Raw genomic sequence first — 20881 nt, forward strand, 5'->3', positions numbered from 1 at the left:
GCTTAATGTGTTGGCACTTTGACTTTGACTCGGCATAGTTTGAACGGTAGACCCAGATGTGATTGGGCGGATTTTGCCGGAGAGTTTGCATCGCTACTTCTTCTTTGACGGGGAGCGGATTGAACAGATTGTGCGATCGAACAAGAAAGCCGAGATTGCTGAGGCAACCAAAATTCTGCTGGGCGTGGAGGTTTTGAACCGCTCCGTCAAGCACTTAGGGGAAGCTCGGAAATCGCTAGAGAAAGAATTAGGACAGATTGGCGATCCGGAGACTCAAAAACTGCTGAAGCAGAAAGACAACCTGGAACAAGATCGCGATCGCTTGTTGGAGCGCCAAGGAGAAATTGAGCAGGAGTTGGGTCATCAAGACAAAATCAAGCAAACCACGGGTCAGCGCCTCCGGGAGTTAGCTGATGTGGAGCAGTTGCAGCAGCGCCGGGATGATTTGGAGGCGCAGGAGAAATTGACCCGCGAGAAGCTGAAGCAGAGCCGGGCAAACTTGCGGCAGGCGGTTTCGAGTCGGGGCTACATGGTGCTGCTGGGAGATGCCACGGCTCAGTTTCGCAGATTAGTGGATGGGCTGAGGCAACGGGGAGAATTGCCTGCGGACATCAAACAGCAGTTTGTTCAAGATCTCCTAACCCACAATCGCTGTATCTGTGGCACAGAGTTAACTGGAGGATCAGAGCCTCATCGTCATGTGACGGCTTATCTATACAAAGCGGGTTTAGCAGATGTTGAGGAAACTGTGATTCGTATGGGGGCGCAAGTAGACGCGATCGATCGTCAGGTTCCAGAATTTTGGCAGGAGGTTGATCAAGAACAAGCCAATATCAATCAATTCAAAATGTCGCTTTCCCATGTGGAGGAGGTGCTAGAAAGCATTCGAGAGAAACTGCGGCAAAGTCCCAGCGAAGATATTCGTAACCTTCAGAGCCGTATGGATAAGGTAGAGCAGAAAATTCGAGAACTGACACTAGACCAGGGGGCCAACCAGCAGCAGATCAAAGAATGGGAAACCCAAATGGAAGGGTTGGGACGGCAGATCGAAAAGCACCGCATGAGCGAAGCCCGTCAAGAGCAAGTGCAGCGAAGAATTAAGGCGACTGAGGATGCGATCGCTCGTCTCAAGCAAGTCCAGGAAGGGTTAGGGCAACTCTTTCGGTTACAGCTGGAAAAACGGGTGCAGGAGATTTTTAGTCAAATCTCGTTTACGCCCTACGTGCCCAAGCTGAATGAAAAGTATGAACTGACCCTGGAGGAGACGATGGCGGGACAGCATACCTCCGTTGCGGCTTCGACGGGTGAGAACCAAATTTTGAGCCTGTCGTTTATTGGGGCGATTATTGATCGCATCCGCGAATGGAGCAAAGGCAAGTCTGGGATTCTGATGCCGGACAGCAGCACGTTTCCGATCGTGATGGATTCGCCGTTTGGCAGCCTAGATGAAATTTATCGACGACAAGTAGCAAGGGCGATTCCAGTGCTGGCGAATCAGTTGGTGGTACTGGTGACGAAGACCCAATGGCGCGGCGAAGTGGCAGAGGAAATGGCAGATTGTGTTGGGCACCAGTACGTCTTGACTTACAATTCTCCAAAGCCTGATTGTCAAGTCGATGCGATCGAGCTAAGGGGAACCACCTATCCACTGGTGCAGCAAAGCCCTGATGAGTACGAATACTCAGAAATTAGGGAGGTAGGACACGTCAATTAGATCCTAATTTCAATAAAAAATTCATACCTTTTAGCGGCTGATACTGGAGGCTCACAACAATGGCTGATCACACTCGAATAAAGGTTGCCAAGGATAAGGCTTATTTAGTGCGATCTCTAACAGCCTCTGATACTACAACTGGTCCTTTTGAAACTTATGCTGATGTTTTGGCGTTCGCTGCCACAGTAGGGATAAAGCATAGGCGAAGAGTGCCTTTGATTAGCGAAGTTTCTAAGAGCGAACCATCCCCAATCCATCGGGAAACCTTCAGTGCTAGGGGGTACGACATGGTAATGAACCTTATTGCAGTTGCTGATAGTGCTGATCCCAAAATCCTTGCTTCAAATGAAGCTTCTTCAGCAGAGCGCTCTCAAGCCTTTGAAGAGTACGCCAACGGTGGACTGGAAGTACTTGAAGAGATGCTCAAAGGTACAGTGGATCATCTAGAACAAATTCTACTTTTGTTAGGATCTGAGGGTAAAAGTGCCCAACTCAGCGAAAATGAATTTGATTTGAGTGCTTTCCTGCCTGTCTAAAGATTTGAGAGTCCACCGAAAATATCGCGAATTATGACAATCTCCATGTCAACCTCCTACAGAGCAGTCCGTATCCGGCAAACCGACGCAGGGGGTTGGTTGATCCTTTTTGCTGCCCCAGCGACGGAGATTGACGATTGGGCTGGTATCCCCCAGAAAAAAGAAATTGGTGGTACGCAAGAGACAACTGGCTTTCAGCGCGAGGAAGATAAGAAGCGTATTAAGGAGCTTGTTGACTTTTACAGCAACGATAGCAATATTATCCAGAATCCACTGCTTTGCGCGACTCGCCATACGAATCAGGGTGTAGTGGAGTTTAAGCCAGATGCCAATATTGAACATTCGCCCTTTGCCCAAACTGGCATTTTAACAATTCAATCTGAGCCTCTAGAATCGTTAAGTCTGCTTGAGTTGCTTAGAAGAGTAAAATCTGACCTTGAGCGGCGAGTTTCTAGCCTTGCTGGTCAACAGCCTTCTGAGAAGGTTTTAGTCGATCTAATGAGGCGGACAGCCTTTGAAGCAATTGAGCCACAAACTACCACGGACTCTGATTTTGCTGATGGCGAGAGAGATACGAATGAGTCTCCGGAAGACGCTACAGATTCAGAGGAATCAGCAGGAGCTGTTTTTTCAGATGAGTCACATATTTTTGATTTCTGGGAAGAAGTAGCTGCTAGAGTCAGGTTGCTAGAAGAATTGGGAAGCTCTTTCAGCGGAGATGAATTCCTTGGATACTCAAAAGATGCGATGATCTCTTTTCTCCGTCCTATCGTTGTAGTCGATGGTCAGCACCGACTACGGGGAGCAGTTGAGTCTGCCAAGTTTCTCTCCAGTAGACCGCCTTACAGGGATGAGATTGAACAGATAATCATCAACGGAGCCGAGCCAGACTCAGCACAGAGAGTGATCGAAGCGAAAATTGCTCGACGCTTACCGATTTCTCTACTCGTGACCGATGATCCGGCAGAACACGTTTTTCAGTTTGTGGTTGTTAACCAAAAGGCAACCCCTATTGGCAAAGCGCTTTTAGGAACGATCGTATCCACCAGCCTGTCTAACGAGGAACTGACCAGGGTTTCTGATCGCCTGGAGAGATCGGGAATCCAGCTTGAAGAGTCGAGAGCTGTGGCGTACTTTACCAGAAATCCAAGCAGCCCTTTTTACCGCTTGGTAGAACGTGGGTTAACCTCAGAAAATAACGATCTCCTTCAATGGAATGTACTTCTTTCACTTGTCAGAATTTTTCAGGATTTGAAAGGTGGTCGGCTCTTTGGAGAAAAGAACGATTATGCAGACAAATGGAAACGAACATATTTATCAAGTTCTGACATTACCGCAGACTGGGAATCAAAGGGGTTTTCTACACCATTTGCATATTGGGGTCAACTTGAAGGACCGTGGCGCGATGTATTTGCCGCATTTTGGTTAGCTGTTCGAGACAAACTTGCAGATCGCTACGACGATAGTGCCCCCAATTATTGGGGATCACCCAGAACATCGAATATTTTCAACAAAGTCTCATTAACTATTCTGGCAGCTGACTTCTTTCAATACCTCTGTGAACGCCGCTTAGGAATTAGCAATGTACAGACTATTCCGCAATTGGTGGATGATTGGCTGTGTGAAGTCAAGCCAAGCTATTTCAACAGAGGATGGAATCTTGAAGGAGTAAGGAAAGATGCTCCAGGCAGGAGAAAACAATGGGCAAAACTCTGGTCTGAGTATCGGAAGGATCCAGAGAGACTGCCTAGAGTAGACCAATATCGCATAGAAATGAAAGATTAGCCTGCATTCATGAACTTTGAAGCAATTTGCTCATTTTTAGAGACTACATCCACCCGGTTAGAAACTAGCTGGCAGATGACAAGTCTGAACAGCATCGCCGGACTTCGAGTGCCTGACTTTATTACAGGTAAGCAGGACAGTGTCTTGCGGGCAGATATTAATACTCTCTGGACTCAATGGTTTCTCGAGTCAATCTGTGATCCAGAGCGATTTGTAGAAGGCTACCCAGGTTATGCTCACATCGTTCATGCGGTGAAGATTGAAGTGCCATCGTTGTTCACTAACATTGAGGTGAGTAAGCATGGCGAACTGATTAAACAAATTTCTCGTTTAGTCGATAAGGAAATTCAGAGAAGACAAGCACGTAGTCGCGTTGCATTTGATTCCAACATTAAAGATGCTTTATGGGATGTTTATGGACCCGAACCGCGCTGTTGGATTTGTGGATATCAATTTTCGCAGTGGGCGATCGGCAAGTTCTTGCGGCGCGTAACCTCTGAGGAAATCCCGCAGCCTCAATTTATCGATTACCTCAAGCCTCACGGCTTAAACAGACGGGATTTTCAGATGGAGATCGATCACGTCTTTCCGTTTGCAAGTGGCGGAGACGACGACCCAAATAATCTACGGATTGCTTGCGGCTGGTGTAATTCTCATAAGAGCGATCGGCTATCCATTTACGATGTGGCAGCCAAGCCACCCGTGATTCAACATCCGAAATTAGGAAGGGTGAGTGTACCGCATCCTTTTTGGACTGTTCGCCTTTTGTCATTACACCGGCAATGTGAGTATGTAGGGGGATGTGATAAAACAGTCGAAAACTCCGAGCTTACGGTGACATCTAGGCATCAGGAAGGCTCAATGAATCCGGTTAATTTGCGGCTTACTTGCCTTGATCATGATCATCTTGGTTCAGTTCGTTTCATCAGCAAAGCGCTGGCAGAGAGACTTTTCAAGAAGTAGCTACACTGCACTAGATTTCAACTTAATAATTGCGAACATGATTACAAGCTATACTGCTCCAGCAATTCTCATTTTGAAACGTTGTACTGAAATTACAGTGGCTGCCTATTCTGGAACCAGAGGCTAAGCAAGGGAAGGCATAGTTTTTGGAAACGGAGTAGCTAGCGGGGATGTTCAAGCTGTTCGCAAAGAAGGGCGGTGCACGTGCTGATGAATGCTACTCGGAGGTGCAGGCAGAGGCAATAGGTCAGCACGTGGATTATGTGATTGGGATGAACCAAGGCGATTGGCGATCGAGCAGCCATTATCTCTGCGGGGCGCTAAAGCTGCTGAAAGCGATGCTGCTGTCTCAGTTTGACCATGTGATCTTTAGGTACGAGGTAGACCCTGCTTACCAAGCTGCGACTGGCTTACAGGCTCAAACCACGATCGATGTGACTCGGTAGGCTGAGCAGCAAAGAAGGTGCAGCGCTGGCGCAACTACTGAAGGTGATTTTTGAAGTGGCTCTACAGATGAAGGGGTAGGGGCAATGGTGGATATCGATCAGCTTTTGGGCGGTTAAAGCGGCAAAATGACAGCTAGTTTGAAGAATTGCTTTTGCGGCAGCAGGCGGATACAGCCCACCTTAGATTAGTTAAGACGACTCAAGCCACAAAAGCGATCGCCATATCCTTTCTGAAATTCAGACTCATAGACTTCTTTGCCTTGCTAGCTTCAGGAACTTTGTCGGTGATGATTGTTGGTCGATGGAGATTTTCCTAATTCTCTGCTAAAACACTAACATGTCTCAAAATAACGACCTCGATGTCATTTTGCAGCGGATTGAGGACGGACAGCAGGCTGAGGAAAACCTCGCCGCTCTCCGTGAGATTTTGCGTGGGAGTAGTCGTCGGGAGGTTTTGCAGAAGCTTGCCAAGTACAACCTTCATATCCAGGAGGTTGCAGGGGGCGATCTTCAGATTGGCGATCGCATTTACAACGGTTGGACGGAGCAGGCGTTTGACACGCTCTTGCAGGCGATCCGCAGCCAGATTACGGAGTTGCTTCAGGTACAACCATCAAAGACTGATTTGAATGCGGAGCAGGAAATTATTAACTTTGGCGAAATGCCATCCTGCCCGTATCAAGGGTTGTCTGCTTTTCAGGAAGAGAATGCGGAGTTTTTCTTCGGGCGCGAGGCGTTTATTGAGGATGTCGTACGGGAGGATGGGGGCGTTCGGCAGGGGTTGGTGAGTGCGGTTAAAACGAAGCCATTGGTGGCGGTGGTAGGGGCTTCTGGCAGTGGGAAATCTTCGCTGGTGTTTGCTGGTTTGTTGCCGCGATTGGCTCAAGAGACGGGTTGGTTGATTTGTAAGCTGCGTCCTGGCTACCCGGATAAGCGATCGTTTCACAATTTAGCGGCAGCATTGCTCTCATTGAAGGCTCCTGAACCAAATGCTGATCCGCTGGTGCTGCTGAGTCATCGTGCGAAGGCACTGCGAGACGGGACGGTGACATTGCAGGATGTGGTGGCAGAGATTCTCCGGTACACTCCGACTACACGCTGCTTGCTACTGGTGATCGACCAGTTTGAGGAGTTGTTTACGCTCTGTGCAGAGGAGGAACGCCAATCGTTGATCGATGTGCTGCTGGTAGGCGTGAAAGATGTACCGGGGCTAAAAATAGTTTTGACGTTGCGGGCTGATTTTTGTGGGCAGGCGTATGCCTATCGTCCGCTGGCAGATGCGCTGCATGAGGCAGATTTGAAGCTGGGTCCGATGAATCGGGAGGAGTTGAGATCGGCGATCGTGCAACCAGCAGTAAAAGTGGGTATGCAGCTAGAGGCAGGGTTAGTCGATCGCATTCTGGACGATGTAGGACGGGAACCCGGAAGTTTACCACTGCTAGAGTTTGCATTAACTCAACTATGGGCAAAGCAAAAACGGGGGCAGTTGACACATGAGGCTTACTCAGAAATTGGCGGAGTGGCGAGGGCGCTGGCAAACCATGCAGAAGCAATCTACGCCCAGTTGAGTAAAGAGCAACAGAAACAGACACAGCAGATTTTCTTGCAGCTAGTGCGCCTTGGCGAGGGAACGGAGGATACCCGACGATTAGCAACTCATACAGACGTGGAGAATTGGGAATTGGTGACGCTTTTGGCGAGTGCTGAGTCTCGGTTGCTTGTGACTGGACGCAATGAAGAGTCTGGAGAAGAGACCGTCGAGGTAGTGCATGAAGCTTTGATTAGAGAGTGGAAACAACTGCGAAAGTGGGTGAATGATAATCGTGATCAGCTTAGGCGAAGGCGAAAGATTGAGGCTTCAGCAGAGGAGTGGAAACTGCGTGACCACTCGACAAATTACTTGCTATCAGAAAGATTTTTAATCGATGCAAAAGCATTTCAAAAAGAACAATCTGAGAATTTGAAGCTATCGAGTTTAGCTGAGGAATTTATTCAGAGAAGTGTCAAAAAGCAGCGAAATGATCGCTTCAAGTTGATTGGTTTTGGTTTGGTTGTTCCACTTGGTTTAGCAATATTTGTAGGAAGCACCGCCGCAAAAGAGATTAGATTCAGGCAGCTTAGAATTGTCGCTGAGGAGGGGCAAGGTTCGCAAAGGCTTCGAGCGCTTGAAGAATTAGTGCAGGCTAATTTTGATTTGTCCAATATTGACCTTCACAAAGCAGATCTACAGCGAGCGAAATTGATAAATGCTAATCTAAGAGGAGCAAACTTTAAGGGAGCCAATCTCAGTGGAGCAAGATTAAGCGGTGCTGATCTCACGTATGGTAATTTTACAAACGCTAATCTTGCTGGCGCATCCCTGGCGACTGCCGACCTCAGAGGTGCAGACTTTGGTAAGGCTAATCTCAACACTGCTGATCTTCGGGGCGCTAATTTCAGAGCCACTAAGCTCGTAAATGCTAACCTTGCCTCAGCCAACTTGGTTGGAGTTGATTTAACTGATGCAAACAGTTCAAATCGCCTCACTGTACCCCATCTTGAGTACGCCGACCTCACTGGGGCTAACCTCAGTGAGGCTAATTTGAAGGGTGCTGATCTCAGCACTAATATTTTGCGATGTGGAGGTCTTAGTATAGATCTTACAGGCGTTCAGCGGGATGATACAACGAAGTTGCCTAAATGTGGCTCTGATCCCAATCCTCGATAAGTAGAACTAGAAAAATCTAGCTTCTCATTTCTATAGAGGTCAATATAATTTTCACGTCTATTCTTTTACTTCTAATAATCTTAGTTTGTTTTCTAATTGTTCTAATCTACTCTGCTGATGTCTAAGTTCTCGATTGAGAAGGTTCAGAACTTCTTGTAATTTTTTTTGGGTTTCTTCATCAACGTATGAATCGGCGATAGATGGAGCTATGATGAGTTCATTCGCTCTATCGAGACAAGCGTTTAAAGCGGCAGCAAGCTCATAGCGGGATATGGCACGATCTCCTCTAAATGCATGATCCTGATAACCTCCTTCACATCCGTACCTTTCTACCAGCGACTGTAAGGCTTGAAAGCTCCAGTGACCAGGCTTTACATCCGATAGTTGTGAGACTGAAGTTACTTGACCAACAGCACTCTCACTTAGAAATAAAAGTCCAAAAAGAACACAGCATAAAAGTACGAGATTTCTCAGTAGAACAATTATTTCTTTACCTATCATAGTTCTTTAGCTATCTTTTCTCATGTCTCTCTAAGGTGCTAACTCTTGCTTCCAAGGCATCCACTCGACCCCTTAAAATTGGCAGTTCAGCGAAAGATTCTTTCATACGGCTATCCATTTTCTCAAAGTCTTCCTTTTTTATCAAATTAGAAGCGGAGCTTGCTGTTATTCTAGACATTGATCCTAGAGCGTTTTCAATTAGTTGAGCAACTTCGTATCGAGTAGCAGCACGATCGCCTCTGAAAGTATTGTCAGCGTACACTTGAACTACATCATAATCGTCTACCAACCTCTGCAAGCCTTGAAAAGCCCAGTGGTCTTGAGATACGTCCACTATATCCTTCATATAAAACAATTTTTTATACACCTCAAGATTAGGAGCATCCGTTGACACAATGGCTTCTCTTATATTAGTTGAACTAGAGTTACGAGGAGCTTCTTGAGTTATGGTTACAACGGCTTTCCTAGAGTTTTCCATGTTCTTAGAGAAAGTGAACTTCTTCACGGGCAAAATAGAACAAGATAAAATAATTAGAAGGCACATGAGGAAGAGAATTAATCTTTCTAGTAAAACATTCATCTTCTTGATCATTGTATGCTCCACTGTTGATAGAGATGACTCTACAGAAGTTCATTGCTTACCTAATCCAGTACACAAATCAATCTTAAAATCTTACTGCCCAGTCTTCTTCGGAAACTCGCACTTCACAGTGATTTCCATATTGCAGCCACCCTTCGCGTTGGCGATGTAAGGAATCCCTGCTTCACTGCTGATGCTAACCCCAAATTTGAGCGTCACCTCACTGACCTCAGCGATCGCCACCTGCTTAAACGCATTCAACGTGTAGGTAGTATGCGCCCGCACTGTATGCTCGATCGCCTCAAAGGTCTGAGCGATCTGCTTGGGTGGTTCACCAATGATGACAGGACTCCGTGGCGTATTGTCGTCGTAGGGCTTGCCACGTACCACATCACCACGAGTCGTAGCAGTGTCGTCCGTGGCTTCGATATAGATCGTAGTGCCATCTTCCAGCGAGATCGGAGTCAGTTGTCCCATAGCCTTTTTTGCACCTTTGAATGTGGATCGGTCAGCTTTTGAAATCTCTGTCATTTTTGGGCGAGCGATCGCTCTCATCGGTTGCAGATTGAGGGTCAATCACAACGGGCTTTCTCACTACTTCAGAGATGTCAACCGTCTGATCTAGCTTTGTCAAATCAACAGGTCTATCGTTTTTGGGCGAATCGTCAGGCTCATCGTCAATGACAACCAGCTTTCTCACTACTTCAGGTGCATCAGTCGGGTTGCCAGCGCGTTCTGCTTCCAGATCCCGATCGGTGTTTTTGGGCGAACGAACTACGTCTAGTTTTTCCGAGTCAGGTTGTTGCGTCTCTTCGCTCATCGTGAGTCTCCTAATAGTTTTGAATGAATAGGGCGTTAAACTTCCGATGCTTCCAACTCTACCGCTCCCAGTGCCTTTAGGGTTGTTCTCTGGGCTAGAGTCAAGCCGATCGCGCCTGTGATGTTCATGCCTTCGTAGGGGCGATCAACTCTGAGAATTTTCAGGCACTCTCCAGTACCAACATCCCACAGTCTGATTGTGCCGTCCTCACTGCAACTAGCGATCGTTTGTCCTTTTTGATTAAAAACAACTGTCCAAACAATTTGACTATGACCGGAGAGGGTTCGCAGACATATCCCAGTCTCAATATCCCACAGTTTAACCGAATGATCCTCACTGCCACTGGCTAAAAGCTTTCCATCAGGGCTAAACGTGACCGATCGCACTCGATGGCTGTGTCCCTCCAACGTTTGCAAGCAGGCTCCTGACTGGATATCCCAGAGCTTAATGGTACGATCGCCACTGCCACTCGCTAACCAACTGCCCGCAGGATGAAACGCGACTGACAACACCCAGTCTGTATGTGCTGTCAAAGTCTGCAAACAGGTGCCTATATTGGTATCCCACACTCTTACTGTCTGATCATCGCTACCGCTCGCTAGCAGTGCCGCTTGAGGAGCAACGGCAACGGACTTCACTCGATGGGTATGTCCCTCAAAGATTTGAAGACATTCACCCGATCGTACATCCCACAGCTTGATAGTTTTGTCACAGCTACCGCTCACCAATGTTTGACCAACACCATCTTGGGAAGGGCTAAAGGCGATCGCTTGCACCCAATCGGAGTGTCCCCATAACGTTTGTAAGCATTCTCCTGTTTTCACATCCCACAGCTTAAGGGTGTAGTCGTCACTGCCGCTAGCGATCGTTTGTCCATCGGGACTAAAGCTAACCGATGTAACAATATCGGTATGCCCTTTCAGCACCTTGAGGCACTCACTCGTACTTACATCCCAGAGCCTGACTCGTTGGTCTTTGCTACTACTCGCTAAAGTGCGGTCATCGGGACTAAAGGCAATCGACGACACCCAATTACTGTGAGACTCCAGGGTGGTTAGACATTGCCCCGATCGCAGATCCCAGAGTCGAACCGTGTGGTCATCCCCGCTGCTCACGAGGGTTTGTCCGTCAGGGCTAAAGTTGACTAACCAAACCTGATGGGTATGATCCTGGAACGTTTTCAAGCATTGTCGGGTGTGAACATCCCATACGCGCACAGTCTTGTCTTCACTGCCCGTAGCTAGAATGCGACCATCGGGACTAAACGCGACTGCCCATACTTTAGTCTTGTACTCTGGTAACGTTCCCAGGCTGTCACCTGTATCGAGATTCCAGAGCGTTACGGTTTGATTGTCATTCCCCGTAACCAACGTTTTGCCATCAGGACTTAAGGCAGTGGACAACACCCAGTTGATATGCGTGGAGATGGTTCGCAAACATTCCCCTGACTGGATATCCCAGAGTCGAACTGTGCGATCGTCGCTGCTACTAATTAATGTTTGATTGTCTGGATGAAAGATGACGGTTAATACACGATCGGTATGACCGTTTAGAACTTCAAGACATTGCCTGGTCGCAACATCCCACAAGCGAATGGTGTGATCATTACTGCCACTCGCTAATAGTCGCCCATCGGCACTAAATGCCAGTGATTGCACCCCGCTAGTATGTCCTCGCAGTGTTTTCACACATTGCCCCGTTAGCACGTCCCACAACCGAATCGTTTGGTCATTACTCCCACTTGCCAGTAGATTGCTATCAGGGCTAAACGCTAGACACATCACCCAGGCAGAATGTCCTTCCAGGGTAACAATTTGTCGTTTGTCAGTAAGTTGCCAGAGCTGAATCGTGCGATCGATTCCCGTCGCTAACAGGTTTCCCTGGGGGCTAAAAACAACAGCTAAAATATCCCCGCGCGTTTGAGTAAACACCGACTTCGTGAAGTCTGCACCCGCAAAATTGACTTGATGCAGATTCACACCCTGCAAGTAAACCTGCCGAATCGTTAAGCTCGAAAAGTCATAACCACTCAAGTGAACGTCTAGCTGACTGAACAGATTGAGTAGATTGCCTGCGGCATAGCCCGGTTGTGGTACGGGTCGAGCTTTGAGAGTCACTAGTGCCTGATCTAGACACTGTTTCACAGCAGGTTGACTCCCCAACCGTACTAGTAACTGAGCTAAAAGCGGTTGGAGCAACAGTCGTATCTGTGTCTGTCGCAAGTAGTCTTCGGTTTGAGCTTTGCTGAATGCGTATCGATCGCACAGAGTCAACTCACCACTCACCAATTCCTCGCAGACTTCCACTAGCAAGCGCTCTGTGACATACTCCATCACCACAGGTTGTTGAGTGAACAGCTTTTTTCCCGTCAGTGCCACTTTTTCCACCAGCGATCGTTGGTGCAGTGATTCCATCGCTTCCAGGAATGCCCGTTGCGCGATCACAGGCATGGTATCTTGCCTCAACTCAGCCAGCGAAACGCCTTCCCGGTTGATGGCTAACCAGTACATGACCTGTTGTTCTATGGCTGACAGCCGATCGAACTGTTGGGCTAAAAGGTCGGCGATGTCTCCGAAGACAATCGTGCTGTGTTCTAGAAATGCAGCAATATCCCCCTCAAACAGCTCTTGAATAGTGGTGGCAACAATCTTCAGTGCTAATGGGTTGCCGCCATAGTGTTCCACTAGTGATCGCCCCGCTAGTTCTGTCAGGGTAAAGCCCTTCTCAGCCATCAGCTTCTGCCCGTCTCCCTGTTCTAAGCCAGCTAACCGGAACGATCTCATAAGTAGATCGCTGCCTGCTTTGCTTCCCAACCCTCGCGGCGGTTCTCGGCTGGTTAGCACCAAACAACTTTGATGCCGCGTTTGTCCAATACCTTCCAGCAGTGATCCGTAACCTTCATATCCTTCCCGATAAGCTCCCGCCCGCCCATCCGCAATCAAGATGGACTCTACGTTATCCAGCACCAACAAACAGCGTGAGTGTCGTAAGTAGTCCAACAGCGTGTTGACCCTGCCACTGAAGCTCTCTGACAAATCAAACTGTTGTTGACGAGACAGCACGCCTAACCAGTCTGCCAGCAACTCTTGCACGGGCGGCGCATTGCGGAGCGATCGCCAGATAACAAACTCAAAGACATCCTGAATCTGTTCTGCTAATCGGACGGACAGTGCCGTTTTGCCAATGCCACCCATTCCCAACAGCATGACGAGTCGGCAACGATCGTGGCAGATCCATTGCTCCAATTTGGTCAGTTCTGCGTCCCGTCCGTAGAAACGTGAGACATCTAGCGCTTCACCCCAATCGGTCACGGGGCTGGAGGATGGAGAGATAGGAGACGGAATGCTGTGAGGTATTAGAGGTGATGTGGTGGAAGTGCCTGTTTCTTTTGCCTCTTGCTGCGGCTGTGCCTCAACTGTACTCAGGTCTGCAATGTCTTCGGGATTGAGCGACAGTTTCTGGCACAGTTCCACAAAGGTAGCGCGATCGACGGGTCTACCAGTTAGAAAGTTGCTCACGGTGGCGATCGCTAAACCCGCCTCTTCAGCCAGGGCGCGCTGATTCACAAACCCACTTCGTCTAACCGCTAATTTCGCTAGCTCAATATAGTCTTGATGCACCCTGAGTGATCTGGTTGACATTACTCGGTCTGTTAAGGAGTGTTCAAATTCTATGCGGAAACGAAAGCAGTCACAAGTCAGCACAAGTCAGGTGTTCTCAGGCTCGAACTCAGGAACCTTGCGAGTTTGATGAATGTATGAAGCAAGCACAGTTCGCAAGACACCTTAGCTTCTTAAACTGAACTGATGAGAAATCCCTGCAAGAGCGCCGCAAGCGGTTCTGCTATAGTAAATGTAGAATTTTTAGGAGTGGGATCAAAATGACCAAAGCCAATTCTAAATGGATTGTCAGAGAACCGTAGCAAACTTACAAATGTTTGTCCAAGTCATTAGTCATTAACGCAAGAACGAATTGAGACGATTTAGAGTTTCTTATCCAGGTCATGTACTGCCCATAATTTTCTAAAGCAGTTTTGCAGTTTATGGTATCTCTGCAAATAGCCCCTTTGAAGAGCCAATGCCTTGTGAAAAAGAAAATTTTGATTCTGTCAGCGAATCCTAAGAATACTGACAAGCTGCGACTGGATGAAGAGGTGCGAGAAATTCGGGCTGCCCTAAAGCGATCGAAAGGTCGAGAGCAGTTTGAGGTCATTACTGAATCGGCAGTACGAGTGGAAGATTTGCTGCCAACGCTGTTGGATCATGAACCTGATGTTGTTCATTTCTCTGGACATGGAGCCGGAACTCAGGGATTAGCGTTGGAGAACAATTCTGGGAAAGTACAGCTTGTCAGCACAGCAGCATTAGCACGGTTGTTTAAAGCATTCAGAACCAAGATTCAGTGTGTGTTTTTGAATGCTTGCTATTCAGAGGCACAGGCGGAAACCATTCACCAACATATTGACTATGTGGTTGGCATGAATAAAGCGATCGGCGATCGGGCAGCTATCGAGTTTGCGGTTGGGTTTTACACGGTCATCTTTAGTGGCAGAGCTTATGAGGAGGCATTTGAGCTAGGCTGCACTTCAATCGATCTAGAGGGAATTCCGGAGTCTGAAACGCCCACGTTTAGAGCGAAACCGCGATCATTGGTTCCGGGTGAGAACGAGAGTATTCCAGTTGAATTGACATCATCCAACATAGCCGTTGAAGAAAAGCTGTCAGCAGAGCCTGGAGTGAAGGTTGCTAGAGTATTTATTAGCTATCGAAGCCAGGAGCCTGATCGGGAACTGGCTCAGGAGTTCCATGATGCTTTAGAGGCAGCGGGACATGATGCATTTATGGCAGGGGAGAGTATCCGACTTGGCGAGAACTGGCCCCAGCGAATTGATGCAGAGCTAGAACAGTGTGACTACTTTTTGCTGCTGTTGTCGCCTCAGTCCGCGTTGAGTGAGATGGTGACAGAAGAAGTACGACGGGCGAAGCAGTTGCGGAATAGCCGCCCAGAGCGCCGACCTGTGATTCTGCCAGTCCGAGTCAATTTTCCGCTGAGTTCTCCGCTAAATTATGACCTTCGAGGGTATTTGCAGCAGATTCAGCAGCGAGAGTGGCATTCTGATACGGATACCCCCGTGATTCTCAGCGAGATCTGTCGTTTGATTGCTGAGGGCACAGGCGATGAGAGCATTCCGATCGCTCCGTCACCCCCGTTGATTGAGAGCCTTGATCGCCCGCCTGCCCCTGTAGCTGAACCAGAATTACCAGAGGGTCAGGTTGATTTAGCATCCGCCTTCTATGTTGAGCGTCAGCCGATCGAATCTCGCTGTTATGAAACGATCGTCAAACCAGGCGCGTTGATTCGGATTAAAGCCCCTCGGCAGATGGGCAAAACATCGTTGATGGCTCGAACGATTTACCATGCAAGCAAGCAGGGCTGCAAGAGTGTGGCTTTAAGCTTTCAGTTGGCGGATGAGGTAGTTTTCGCCAATTTGGATCAATTTCTGCAATGGTTCTGTGCCAGTATTACCTCTGAACTGGAGCTACCCGATCGATTATCTGATTTTTGGCAGACTCGAATTGGCAGCAAAATGAGTAGCACCAATTATTTTGAGCGATATCTGCTGCGAGAACTGACGGAGCCGCTGGTGCTGGGGTTGGATGAAGTAGATCTCGTATTCCAACATCCCAAAATTGCTTCTGATTTCTTTGGTTTGCTGCGAGCGTGGCATGAGAAGGGCAAAAGCAGCGACAACTGGAAGAAACTGCGGCTCGTAGTGGTGCATTCAACTGAGGTTTACATTCCGCTGAATATGCATCAATCCCCATTTAATGTGGGACTCCCGATCGAACTGCCAGAGTTTACCGCAGAGCAAGTGCTTGATTTAGCCCATCGGCACGGGTTGCCCTGGCAGAATAACGAGGTTGAGCAACTGCAAGCAATGGTAGGTGGACATCCTTATCTGGTGCGGGAGGCGCTTTATCATATTACTCATCAGGACATTACGCTACCACAGTTGCTGCAAACGGCATCTACAGAGGCAGGGCTTTATGGAGATCACTTGCGGCGGCACTGGTGGAATTTGGAGCAGCATCCAAAATTAGCAGAGGCGCTAAAGCGGGTGGTAACGTCTGACAACCCAATCCGTCTGGAGCCAGCCCAAGCATTCCAACTGGACAGCATGGGGTTAGTGAGTTTGTATGGCAATGACGTAACACCTCGCTGTGACCTATATCGTCAGTATTTCCGCGATCGATCGCAGGGTCGATCGTGAGGCAAGAGGTTAGTACTATATGACAACACCCTATGATTTTCAGGTTGGCGGCTCTCTTGACCTAGACTCCTCAACCTATGTGTGGCGACAGGCAGACCAAGACCTCTACGATGCCTTAAAAGCGGGCAGATTTTGCTATGTGCTGAACTGTCGTCAGATGGGAAAGTCTAGCTTGCGAGTCAAGACGATGCATCGCCTACAGGCGGAAGGAGTTGCTTGTGCTGATATTGACATCACATCGTTTGGGAGTAGCGCGGTTACAGAAGAACAGTGGTATGCAGGTGTAATCGAAAGCTTGATCAATAGCTTTGAGCTATACGAGAAATTTGATTCCCAGCGGTGGTTGCTCAGTCATGAGCATTTGTCTCCGGTTCATCGCCTGAGCCAGTTTATTGAAAAAGTTCTATTAGTGGAGCTACCACAGGATGTTGTCATTTTTATTGATGAAATTGACAGTGTTCTCTCCCTACAGTTTCCGATCGATGACTTTTTTGCGTTGATTCGTGCTTTTTATAACAAACGTGCTGACCAACTGAACTATCGTCGCCTTAGTTTTGCCTTGTTTGGTGTGGCAACTCCGTCTGACTTAATTAGAGACACCACTCGCACCCCGTTTAATATTGGTCACGCGATCGAGCTACGCGGTTTTGAGTTTGCTGAGGCGCGATCGTTGGCGCAAGGTTTGATCAGCAGGGTAGACAATCCTGAAGCCGCACTACGAGAAATTATTGCCTGGACTGGGGGACAGCCCTTTTTGACGCAAAAGCTGTGCAGTTTAATTTCCAACTCCCAGACCAGGATTTTAGCCGGGAGCGAGGTGGAATCGGTTGCCGATTTTGTCAGAACAGAGATGATTGACAACTGGGTAGCGCAGGATAACCCACAGCACTTGCGGACGATCCGCGATTGGTTGTTGAGCAATGAGCAGCGGGCAGGACGACTGTTGGGGCTATATCAGCAGATTTTGCAACAGGGAGGGGTTGCGGCAAATGACAGCCCAGACCAGATGGAACTGCGGCTCACGGGATTGGTGGTGAAGCGGGAAGGAAAGTTAAGCAGCTATAACCGCATTTACTTAGAGGTGTTTAACTCGGAGTGGCTAGAGCGAGAGTTGGTAAGGCTGCGTCCTTACGCAAAAGCGCTAGATGCTTGGGTGAGCAATCACCACGATGAGTCTTGGCTACTGCGGGGGCAGGCGTTGCAAAGTGCTCAGGCGTGGGCTAGGGACAAAAGCCTGAGTGATTTAGATCATCAGTTTTTAGCGGCAAGTCAAGATCTGGACAAGCAGGAAATGCAGAACCGACTGGCGGTGGAAGCCGAAGAACGGAAGATTTTGACAATCGCGAACCAGAGTGCTAGCCGACGTATACGAATGGGTTCGGTGTTTTTGGGAGTGGTGTTGGCAACGGCAGCAGGGGCTGGTTTTTATGCTCAACAGCAGATTAGAGCAGCAACTCTTGCGATCAATGGACTGCAATTAGAACAAAAATCTACGCGATTAGAAGGAGAATCTATGCGGTTAAAAAGAGAATTTAGTGTCTTATCTGACCAAGGTAGATATAGCTCAGACTCAGCTATTCAAAATCAGGAAGATCTACGAAAAGTCTTGTTCTCCGCAATTCGGGTTGGAGGAGATCTGAGGAATTTAGCAAACAAATATCATCTTCAGTTGACAGACTATCCAACATTTAAGCCGATTACGGTGCTTCAAACTCTACTAGATGATATGTCATTACAAGAGTCTTTAGGACGGCATCAAGACATTGTTTATGGTGCAAGCTTTAGCCCAGATGGCCAACGCATTGTCACCGCTTCAGCAGACAAAACTGCACGGGTGTGGGACTTATCAGGCAGGGAGATCGTCAAACTGCAAGGGCACCAAGACATTGTTTATAGTGCAAGCTTTAGCCCGGATGGGCAACGCATTGTCACTGCTTCAGCAGACAAAACTGCACGGGTGTGGGACTTATCAGGTAGGGAGATCGCCAAACTGCAAGGACATCAAAATAGCGTCCGTAGTGCAAGCTTCAGCCCGGATGGACAGCGGATTGTCACCGCTTCAGTAGACAACACAGCGCGAGTGTGGGACTTATCAGGCAAGGAGATTGCCAAGTTGCAAGGGCATCAAAATTGGGTTAATAGTGCAAGCTTTAGCCCAGATGGACAGCGGATTGTCACCGCTTCAGCAGACAACACAGCGCGAGTGTGGGACTTATCAGGCAAGGAGATTGCCAGGTTGCAAATCAATGCAGGGGGGATCACTGGTGCAAGCTTTAGCCCGGATGGGGAGCGGATTGTCACCGCTTCATTTGACAAAACAGCACGGATATGGAATGTATCAGACAAGAGGATTATTGCTACCCTGGAAGGTCATCAAGATAATGTCTTGAGTGCAAGCTTTAGCCCGGATGGGCAACGCATTGTCACTGCATCAGTAGACAACACAGCACGAGTGTGGGACTTATCGGGCAGGGAGATCACCAAGCTGCAAGGGCATCAAAACTCCGTCTGGAGTGCAAGCTTTAGTCCGGATGGACAGCACATTATCACAGCTTCATTTGACAAAACAGTACGCTTGTGGAATGGGAGCTTAGATCAGCTTTTAGTGAACGGCTGTGAACGGCTACAAAATTATTTTATTGACTATCCTTCAACTCTGGACAATTTGGAAGTTTGCCAAACTCAAACCATGTTTCAGACGTTAGCAAATCGCATGATTGCAAGGAGTGATGTGTTTGAAAATGACCATCAATTTGAGAGCGCAATCACTAGCTTAAAGCAGGCTATTCAGTGGAAAGCGGATCTTGCCCCCAAACTGACACCCAAAATTGCAGTCCTAAGTTCTCAAGCTTCTGCTCAAGGTCAAATTAATTTCTTTATCTTACAGAGCGAGAAGGGAGAGATTCTCAAGGGAATTGCTATCTACGAAGACGCAAAAAAATTAAACCCTAATCTACATATCTCTCCAAAAATCTTGAATAGCCTTTGCTGGCAAGGAACCCTCGAAGGCTATGCCTCTAAAGTTCTAGATGCTTGTGAAAAAGCCGTTGCCCCTGATCCTGATAACGGCAGCATTAGAGACAGTCGGGGACTCGCTAGAGCGCTGACTGGTAATGCCCAGGGTGCAATTGAAGATTTTCAAGCATTGATTAACTCAACTTCTGCTAATCACATAGAACAGCGACAACTTTGGATTGAAGCACTCAAGAAATGGCTTGCAGATCCAAAACAAGAAAATTATCCGTTTACATATGAAGCACTCAAGGAAGGAAGAAAACCCTTTAAGCCAGGGGAATTAGAAGACCTGAGGAAACAATAAAGACTGGCAATTGACGGGGTTGTGAAAATGGCGATTATTGAGGAAATGCGAAGAGGCGATCGCTAGGGTGACTGGAAGAGCGATCACCTATCCTTGTAGCAGTTCTTGAATACACTCTCGAAACAGTCGCACGGTTGATCGCTGCCCCACTTCCTTACTCCGCTCAATCAACTCAAGCACTTCAGCAACAGGCAGACAGGGAAACGCTAGGCTGCGATCGTTTATCATAGATTAAAGCCGTTTAATCTAGTGTGAAATAATGATTGCTGAATTAATGGTGAAACCATCATCTCTCCTATCTTCTGGCATTCAGCTTGAAGAATTTGGCGATGTCTACCTGTTCAGATTCACCAATGAATTACAAAATCGCCTGGAAGAGCTTTTAGAAACCCAGAAAGTGGCAACCCTGTCACCTGAAGAAGCAACTGAGTGGGCAGGCATCTCTGAACTGTCTCGAATCTTTACAGTCATTAATGCCCAACTTGCTGCAAAAGCCAAATGGTGCCCAACCCAACTCGACAGTTTGTTCGACAACGTGCCCGATTCCTCTGCGAATACTGCCACTCCCCCGAATTCTTAAGCCCCGATCGCTTCACGATTGATCACATTTTGCCAAAGTCTCAAGGTGGCTCAGATGATCCGGCTAATCTGGCGCTTGCCTGTCATCGCTGTAACGAACGTCGCTATAACTTCACAATAGGCACCGATCCGGAAACCCAAGAGACAGTTCCGCTATTTAATCCTAGAAATCAATTGTGGTCTGATCACTTTATCTGGACAACAGACAGCACAAGGATTAGTGGTATGACGAAGAGCGGTCGCGCTACCTGTGATCGTTTAGACCTTAATGACGATCGCTACGATGAGGCTGATTCAATTCGTCAAACTCGAATGCTATGGGCAAAAGCGGGGTGGCATCCTCCATTTGAAGATCCGCGTCAACTCTAATTTACCTCTACAACATCTCTGGAATGCGCGCTCGAAATAACCGCACAGTTGATCGCTGCCCCACTTCCTTACTCTGCTCAATCAACTCAAGCACTTCAGCAGTAGGTAGACAGGGAAACGCCAGACTGCGATCGACTTGAACATTTAGCCCATCCACAAGCTAATAAATCTCTAGCTGGCGCTTGCGGTATCGCTAAAGCTCAAGTACACCTGACTCTGCATAAATTGAATGTTTAATCGAACAATGGTTCGGACAGTTTTTAGTTGAGGGGATGGACAAGAAAGCTATCG

Annotated in this window: 16 protein-coding genes and 1 pseudogene; 10 read left to right on the forward strand and 7 right to left on the reverse strand. The window is 47.9% G+C overall.

Annotated features, from left to right (window positions below; translation table 11 throughout):
- Positions 1 to 85: 85 nt before the first annotated feature.
- The 6 genes from ACJ2PR_RS29370 to ACJ2PR_RS29395 all read left to right on the forward strand — a co-directional run bounded on the left by ACJ2PR_RS29370 (position 86) and on the right by ACJ2PR_RS29395 (position 8151).
- Positions 86 to 1714, forward strand: coding sequence for a hypothetical protein (locus ACJ2PR_RS29370; protein WP_446879639.1), 1629 nt, complete (start codon positions 86 to 88; stop codon positions 1712 to 1714).
- A gap of 59 nt (positions 1715 to 1773) precedes the next feature.
- A complete protein-coding gene (locus ACJ2PR_RS29375) occupies positions 1774 to 2250 on the forward strand; it encodes a DNA phosphorothioation-associated protein 4 (protein WP_446879640.1) in 477 nt (158 codons plus the stop codon).
- A 45-nt stretch (positions 2251 to 2295) separates the two neighbouring features.
- Complete coding sequence (locus tag ACJ2PR_RS29380) at positions 2296 to 4035, forward strand: hypothetical protein (RefSeq protein WP_446879641.1); 1740 nt, start codon at positions 2296 to 2298, stop codon at positions 4033 to 4035.
- Positions 4036 to 4044: 9 nt separating this feature from the next.
- Positions 4045 to 4998: an HNH endonuclease gene (locus ACJ2PR_RS29385; RefSeq protein WP_446879642.1), complete on the forward strand. Its 954-nt coding sequence runs from the start codon at positions 4045 to 4047 to the stop codon at positions 4996 to 4998.
- 170 nt (positions 4999 to 5168) lie between these two features.
- Positions 5169 to 5444: a hypothetical protein gene (locus ACJ2PR_RS29390; protein ID WP_446879643.1), complete on the forward strand. Its 276-nt coding sequence runs from the start codon at positions 5169 to 5171 to the stop codon at positions 5442 to 5444.
- A gap of 337 nt (positions 5445 to 5781) precedes the next feature.
- Positions 5782 to 8151: an nSTAND1 domain-containing NTPase gene (locus ACJ2PR_RS29395; protein WP_446879644.1), complete on the forward strand. Its 2370-nt coding sequence runs from the start codon at positions 5782 to 5784 to the stop codon at positions 8149 to 8151.
- Positions 8152 to 8208: 57 nt separating this feature from the next.
- Here the strand turns inward: ACJ2PR_RS29395 and ACJ2PR_RS29400 are convergent.
- From ACJ2PR_RS29400 to ACJ2PR_RS29420, 5 genes and pseudogenes are all read right to left on the reverse strand, one after another.
- Positions 8209 to 8562, reverse strand: a pseudogene (locus ACJ2PR_RS29400) (iron uptake porin); the annotation flags it as partial.
- A gap of 100 nt (positions 8563 to 8662) precedes the next feature.
- A complete protein-coding gene (locus ACJ2PR_RS29405) occupies positions 8663 to 9244 on the reverse strand; it encodes an S-layer homology domain-containing protein (protein ID WP_446879645.1) in 582 nt (193 codons plus the stop codon).
- A gap of 81 nt (positions 9245 to 9325) precedes the next feature.
- Positions 9326 to 9709 (reverse strand): CU044_2847 family protein, encoded by a 384-nt coding sequence (locus tag ACJ2PR_RS29410; RefSeq protein ID WP_446879646.1) that lies wholly within the window; start codon positions 9707 to 9709, stop codon positions 9326 to 9328.
- Between the two features lie 31 nt (positions 9710 to 9740).
- A complete protein-coding gene (locus tag ACJ2PR_RS29415; RefSeq protein WP_446879647.1) occupies positions 9741 to 10052 on the reverse strand; it encodes a hypothetical protein in 312 nt (103 codons plus the stop codon).
- Between the two features lie 35 nt (positions 10053 to 10087).
- Entirely contained in the window at positions 10088 to 13693 is a 3606-nt protein-coding gene (locus ACJ2PR_RS29420) for a WD40 domain-containing protein (RefSeq protein WP_446879648.1), read from the reverse strand.
- A 401-nt stretch (positions 13694 to 14094) separates the two neighbouring features.
- Here ACJ2PR_RS29420 and ACJ2PR_RS29425 point away from each other — a divergent pair, with 401 nt between their 5' ends.
- Both ACJ2PR_RS29425 and ACJ2PR_RS29430 read left to right on the forward strand, forming a co-directional pair.
- Positions 14095 to 16323 (forward strand): AAA-like domain-containing protein, encoded by a 2229-nt coding sequence (locus tag ACJ2PR_RS29425; protein WP_446879649.1) that lies wholly within the window; start codon positions 14095 to 14097, stop codon positions 16321 to 16323.
- A 19-nt stretch (positions 16324 to 16342) separates the two neighbouring features.
- Positions 16343 to 19642 (forward strand): AAA-like domain-containing protein, encoded by a 3300-nt coding sequence (locus tag ACJ2PR_RS29430; RefSeq protein WP_446879650.1) that lies wholly within the window; start codon positions 16343 to 16345, stop codon positions 19640 to 19642.
- A gap of 87 nt (positions 19643 to 19729) precedes the next feature.
- Here the strand turns inward: ACJ2PR_RS29430 and ACJ2PR_RS29435 are convergent, their stop codons facing one another.
- On the reverse strand, positions 19730 to 19870 hold the full coding sequence (locus ACJ2PR_RS29435; protein ID WP_446879651.1) for a hypothetical protein: 141 nt from the start codon (positions 19868 to 19870) through the stop codon (positions 19730 to 19732).
- Between the two features lie 31 nt (positions 19871 to 19901).
- On the opposite strand from ACJ2PR_RS29435, the gene ACJ2PR_RS29440 reads away from it, so the two are divergent.
- Positions 19902 to 20222, forward strand: coding sequence for a hypothetical protein (locus ACJ2PR_RS29440; RefSeq protein WP_446879652.1), 321 nt, complete (start codon positions 19902 to 19904; stop codon positions 20220 to 20222).
- On the forward strand, positions 20141 to 20590 hold the full coding sequence (locus tag ACJ2PR_RS29445) for an HNH endonuclease (protein ID WP_446879653.1): 450 nt from the start codon (positions 20141 to 20143) through the stop codon (positions 20588 to 20590). The genes ACJ2PR_RS29440 and ACJ2PR_RS29445 overlap by 82 nt, the downstream gene beginning before the upstream one ends.
- A gap of 7 nt (positions 20591 to 20597) precedes the next feature.
- Here ACJ2PR_RS29445 and ACJ2PR_RS29450 read toward each other — a convergent pair whose 3' ends face one another.
- A complete protein-coding gene (locus ACJ2PR_RS29450) occupies positions 20598 to 20747 on the reverse strand; it encodes a hypothetical protein (RefSeq protein ID WP_446879654.1) in 150 nt (49 codons plus the stop codon).
- Between the last annotated feature and the right edge of the window lie 134 nt (positions 20748 to 20881).

The organism is Phormidesmis sp. 146-33, assembly GCF_052939515.1.

Bases quoted from the DNA above. Each gene is read 5' to 3' on its own strand.
- ACJ2PR_RS29410 (WP_446879646.1), bottom strand. From the start codon at position 9,709: ATGGGACAACTGACTCCGATCTCGCTGGAAGATGGCACTACGATCTAT.
- ACJ2PR_RS29430 (WP_446879650.1), top strand. From the start codon at position 16,343: ATGACAACACCCTATGATTTTCAGGTTGGCGGCTCTCTTGACCTAGAC.
- ACJ2PR_RS29435 (WP_446879651.1), bottom strand. From the start codon at position 19,870: ATGATAAACGATCGCAGCCTAGCGTTTCCCTGTCTGCCTGTTGCTGAA.
- ACJ2PR_RS29440 (WP_446879652.1), top strand. From the start codon at position 19,902: ATGATTGCTGAATTAATGGTGAAACCATCATCTCTCCTATCTTCTGGC.
- ACJ2PR_RS29420 (WP_446879648.1), bottom strand. From the start codon at position 13,693: ATGTCAACCAGATCACTCAGGGTGCATCAAGACTATATTGAGCTAGCG.
- ACJ2PR_RS29445 (WP_446879653.1), top strand. From the start codon at position 20,141: ATGGTGCCCAACCCAACTCGACAGTTTGTTCGACAACGTGCCCGATTC.
- ACJ2PR_RS29425 (WP_446879649.1), top strand. From the start codon at position 14,095: ATGGTATCTCTGCAAATAGCCCCTTTGAAGAGCCAATGCCTTGTGAAA.
- ACJ2PR_RS29375 (WP_446879640.1), top strand. From the start codon at position 1,774: ATGGCTGATCACACTCGAATAAAGGTTGCCAAGGATAAGGCTTATTTA.
- ACJ2PR_RS29390 (WP_446879643.1), top strand. From the start codon at position 5,169: ATGTTCAAGCTGTTCGCAAAGAAGGGCGGTGCACGTGCTGATGAATGC.
- ACJ2PR_RS29395 (WP_446879644.1), top strand. From the start codon at position 5,782: ATGTCTCAAAATAACGACCTCGATGTCATTTTGCAGCGGATTGAGGAC.
- ACJ2PR_RS29405 (WP_446879645.1), bottom strand. From the start codon at position 9,244: ATGATCAAGAAGATGAATGTTTTACTAGAAAGATTAATTCTCTTCCTC.
- ACJ2PR_RS29380 (WP_446879641.1), top strand. From the start codon at position 2,296: ATGTCAACCTCCTACAGAGCAGTCCGTATCCGGCAAACCGACGCAGGG.
- ACJ2PR_RS29385 (WP_446879642.1), top strand. From the start codon at position 4,045: ATGAACTTTGAAGCAATTTGCTCATTTTTAGAGACTACATCCACCCGG.
- ACJ2PR_RS29415 (WP_446879647.1), bottom strand. From the start codon at position 10,052: ATGAGCGAAGAGACGCAACAACCTGACTCGGAAAAACTAGACGTAGTT.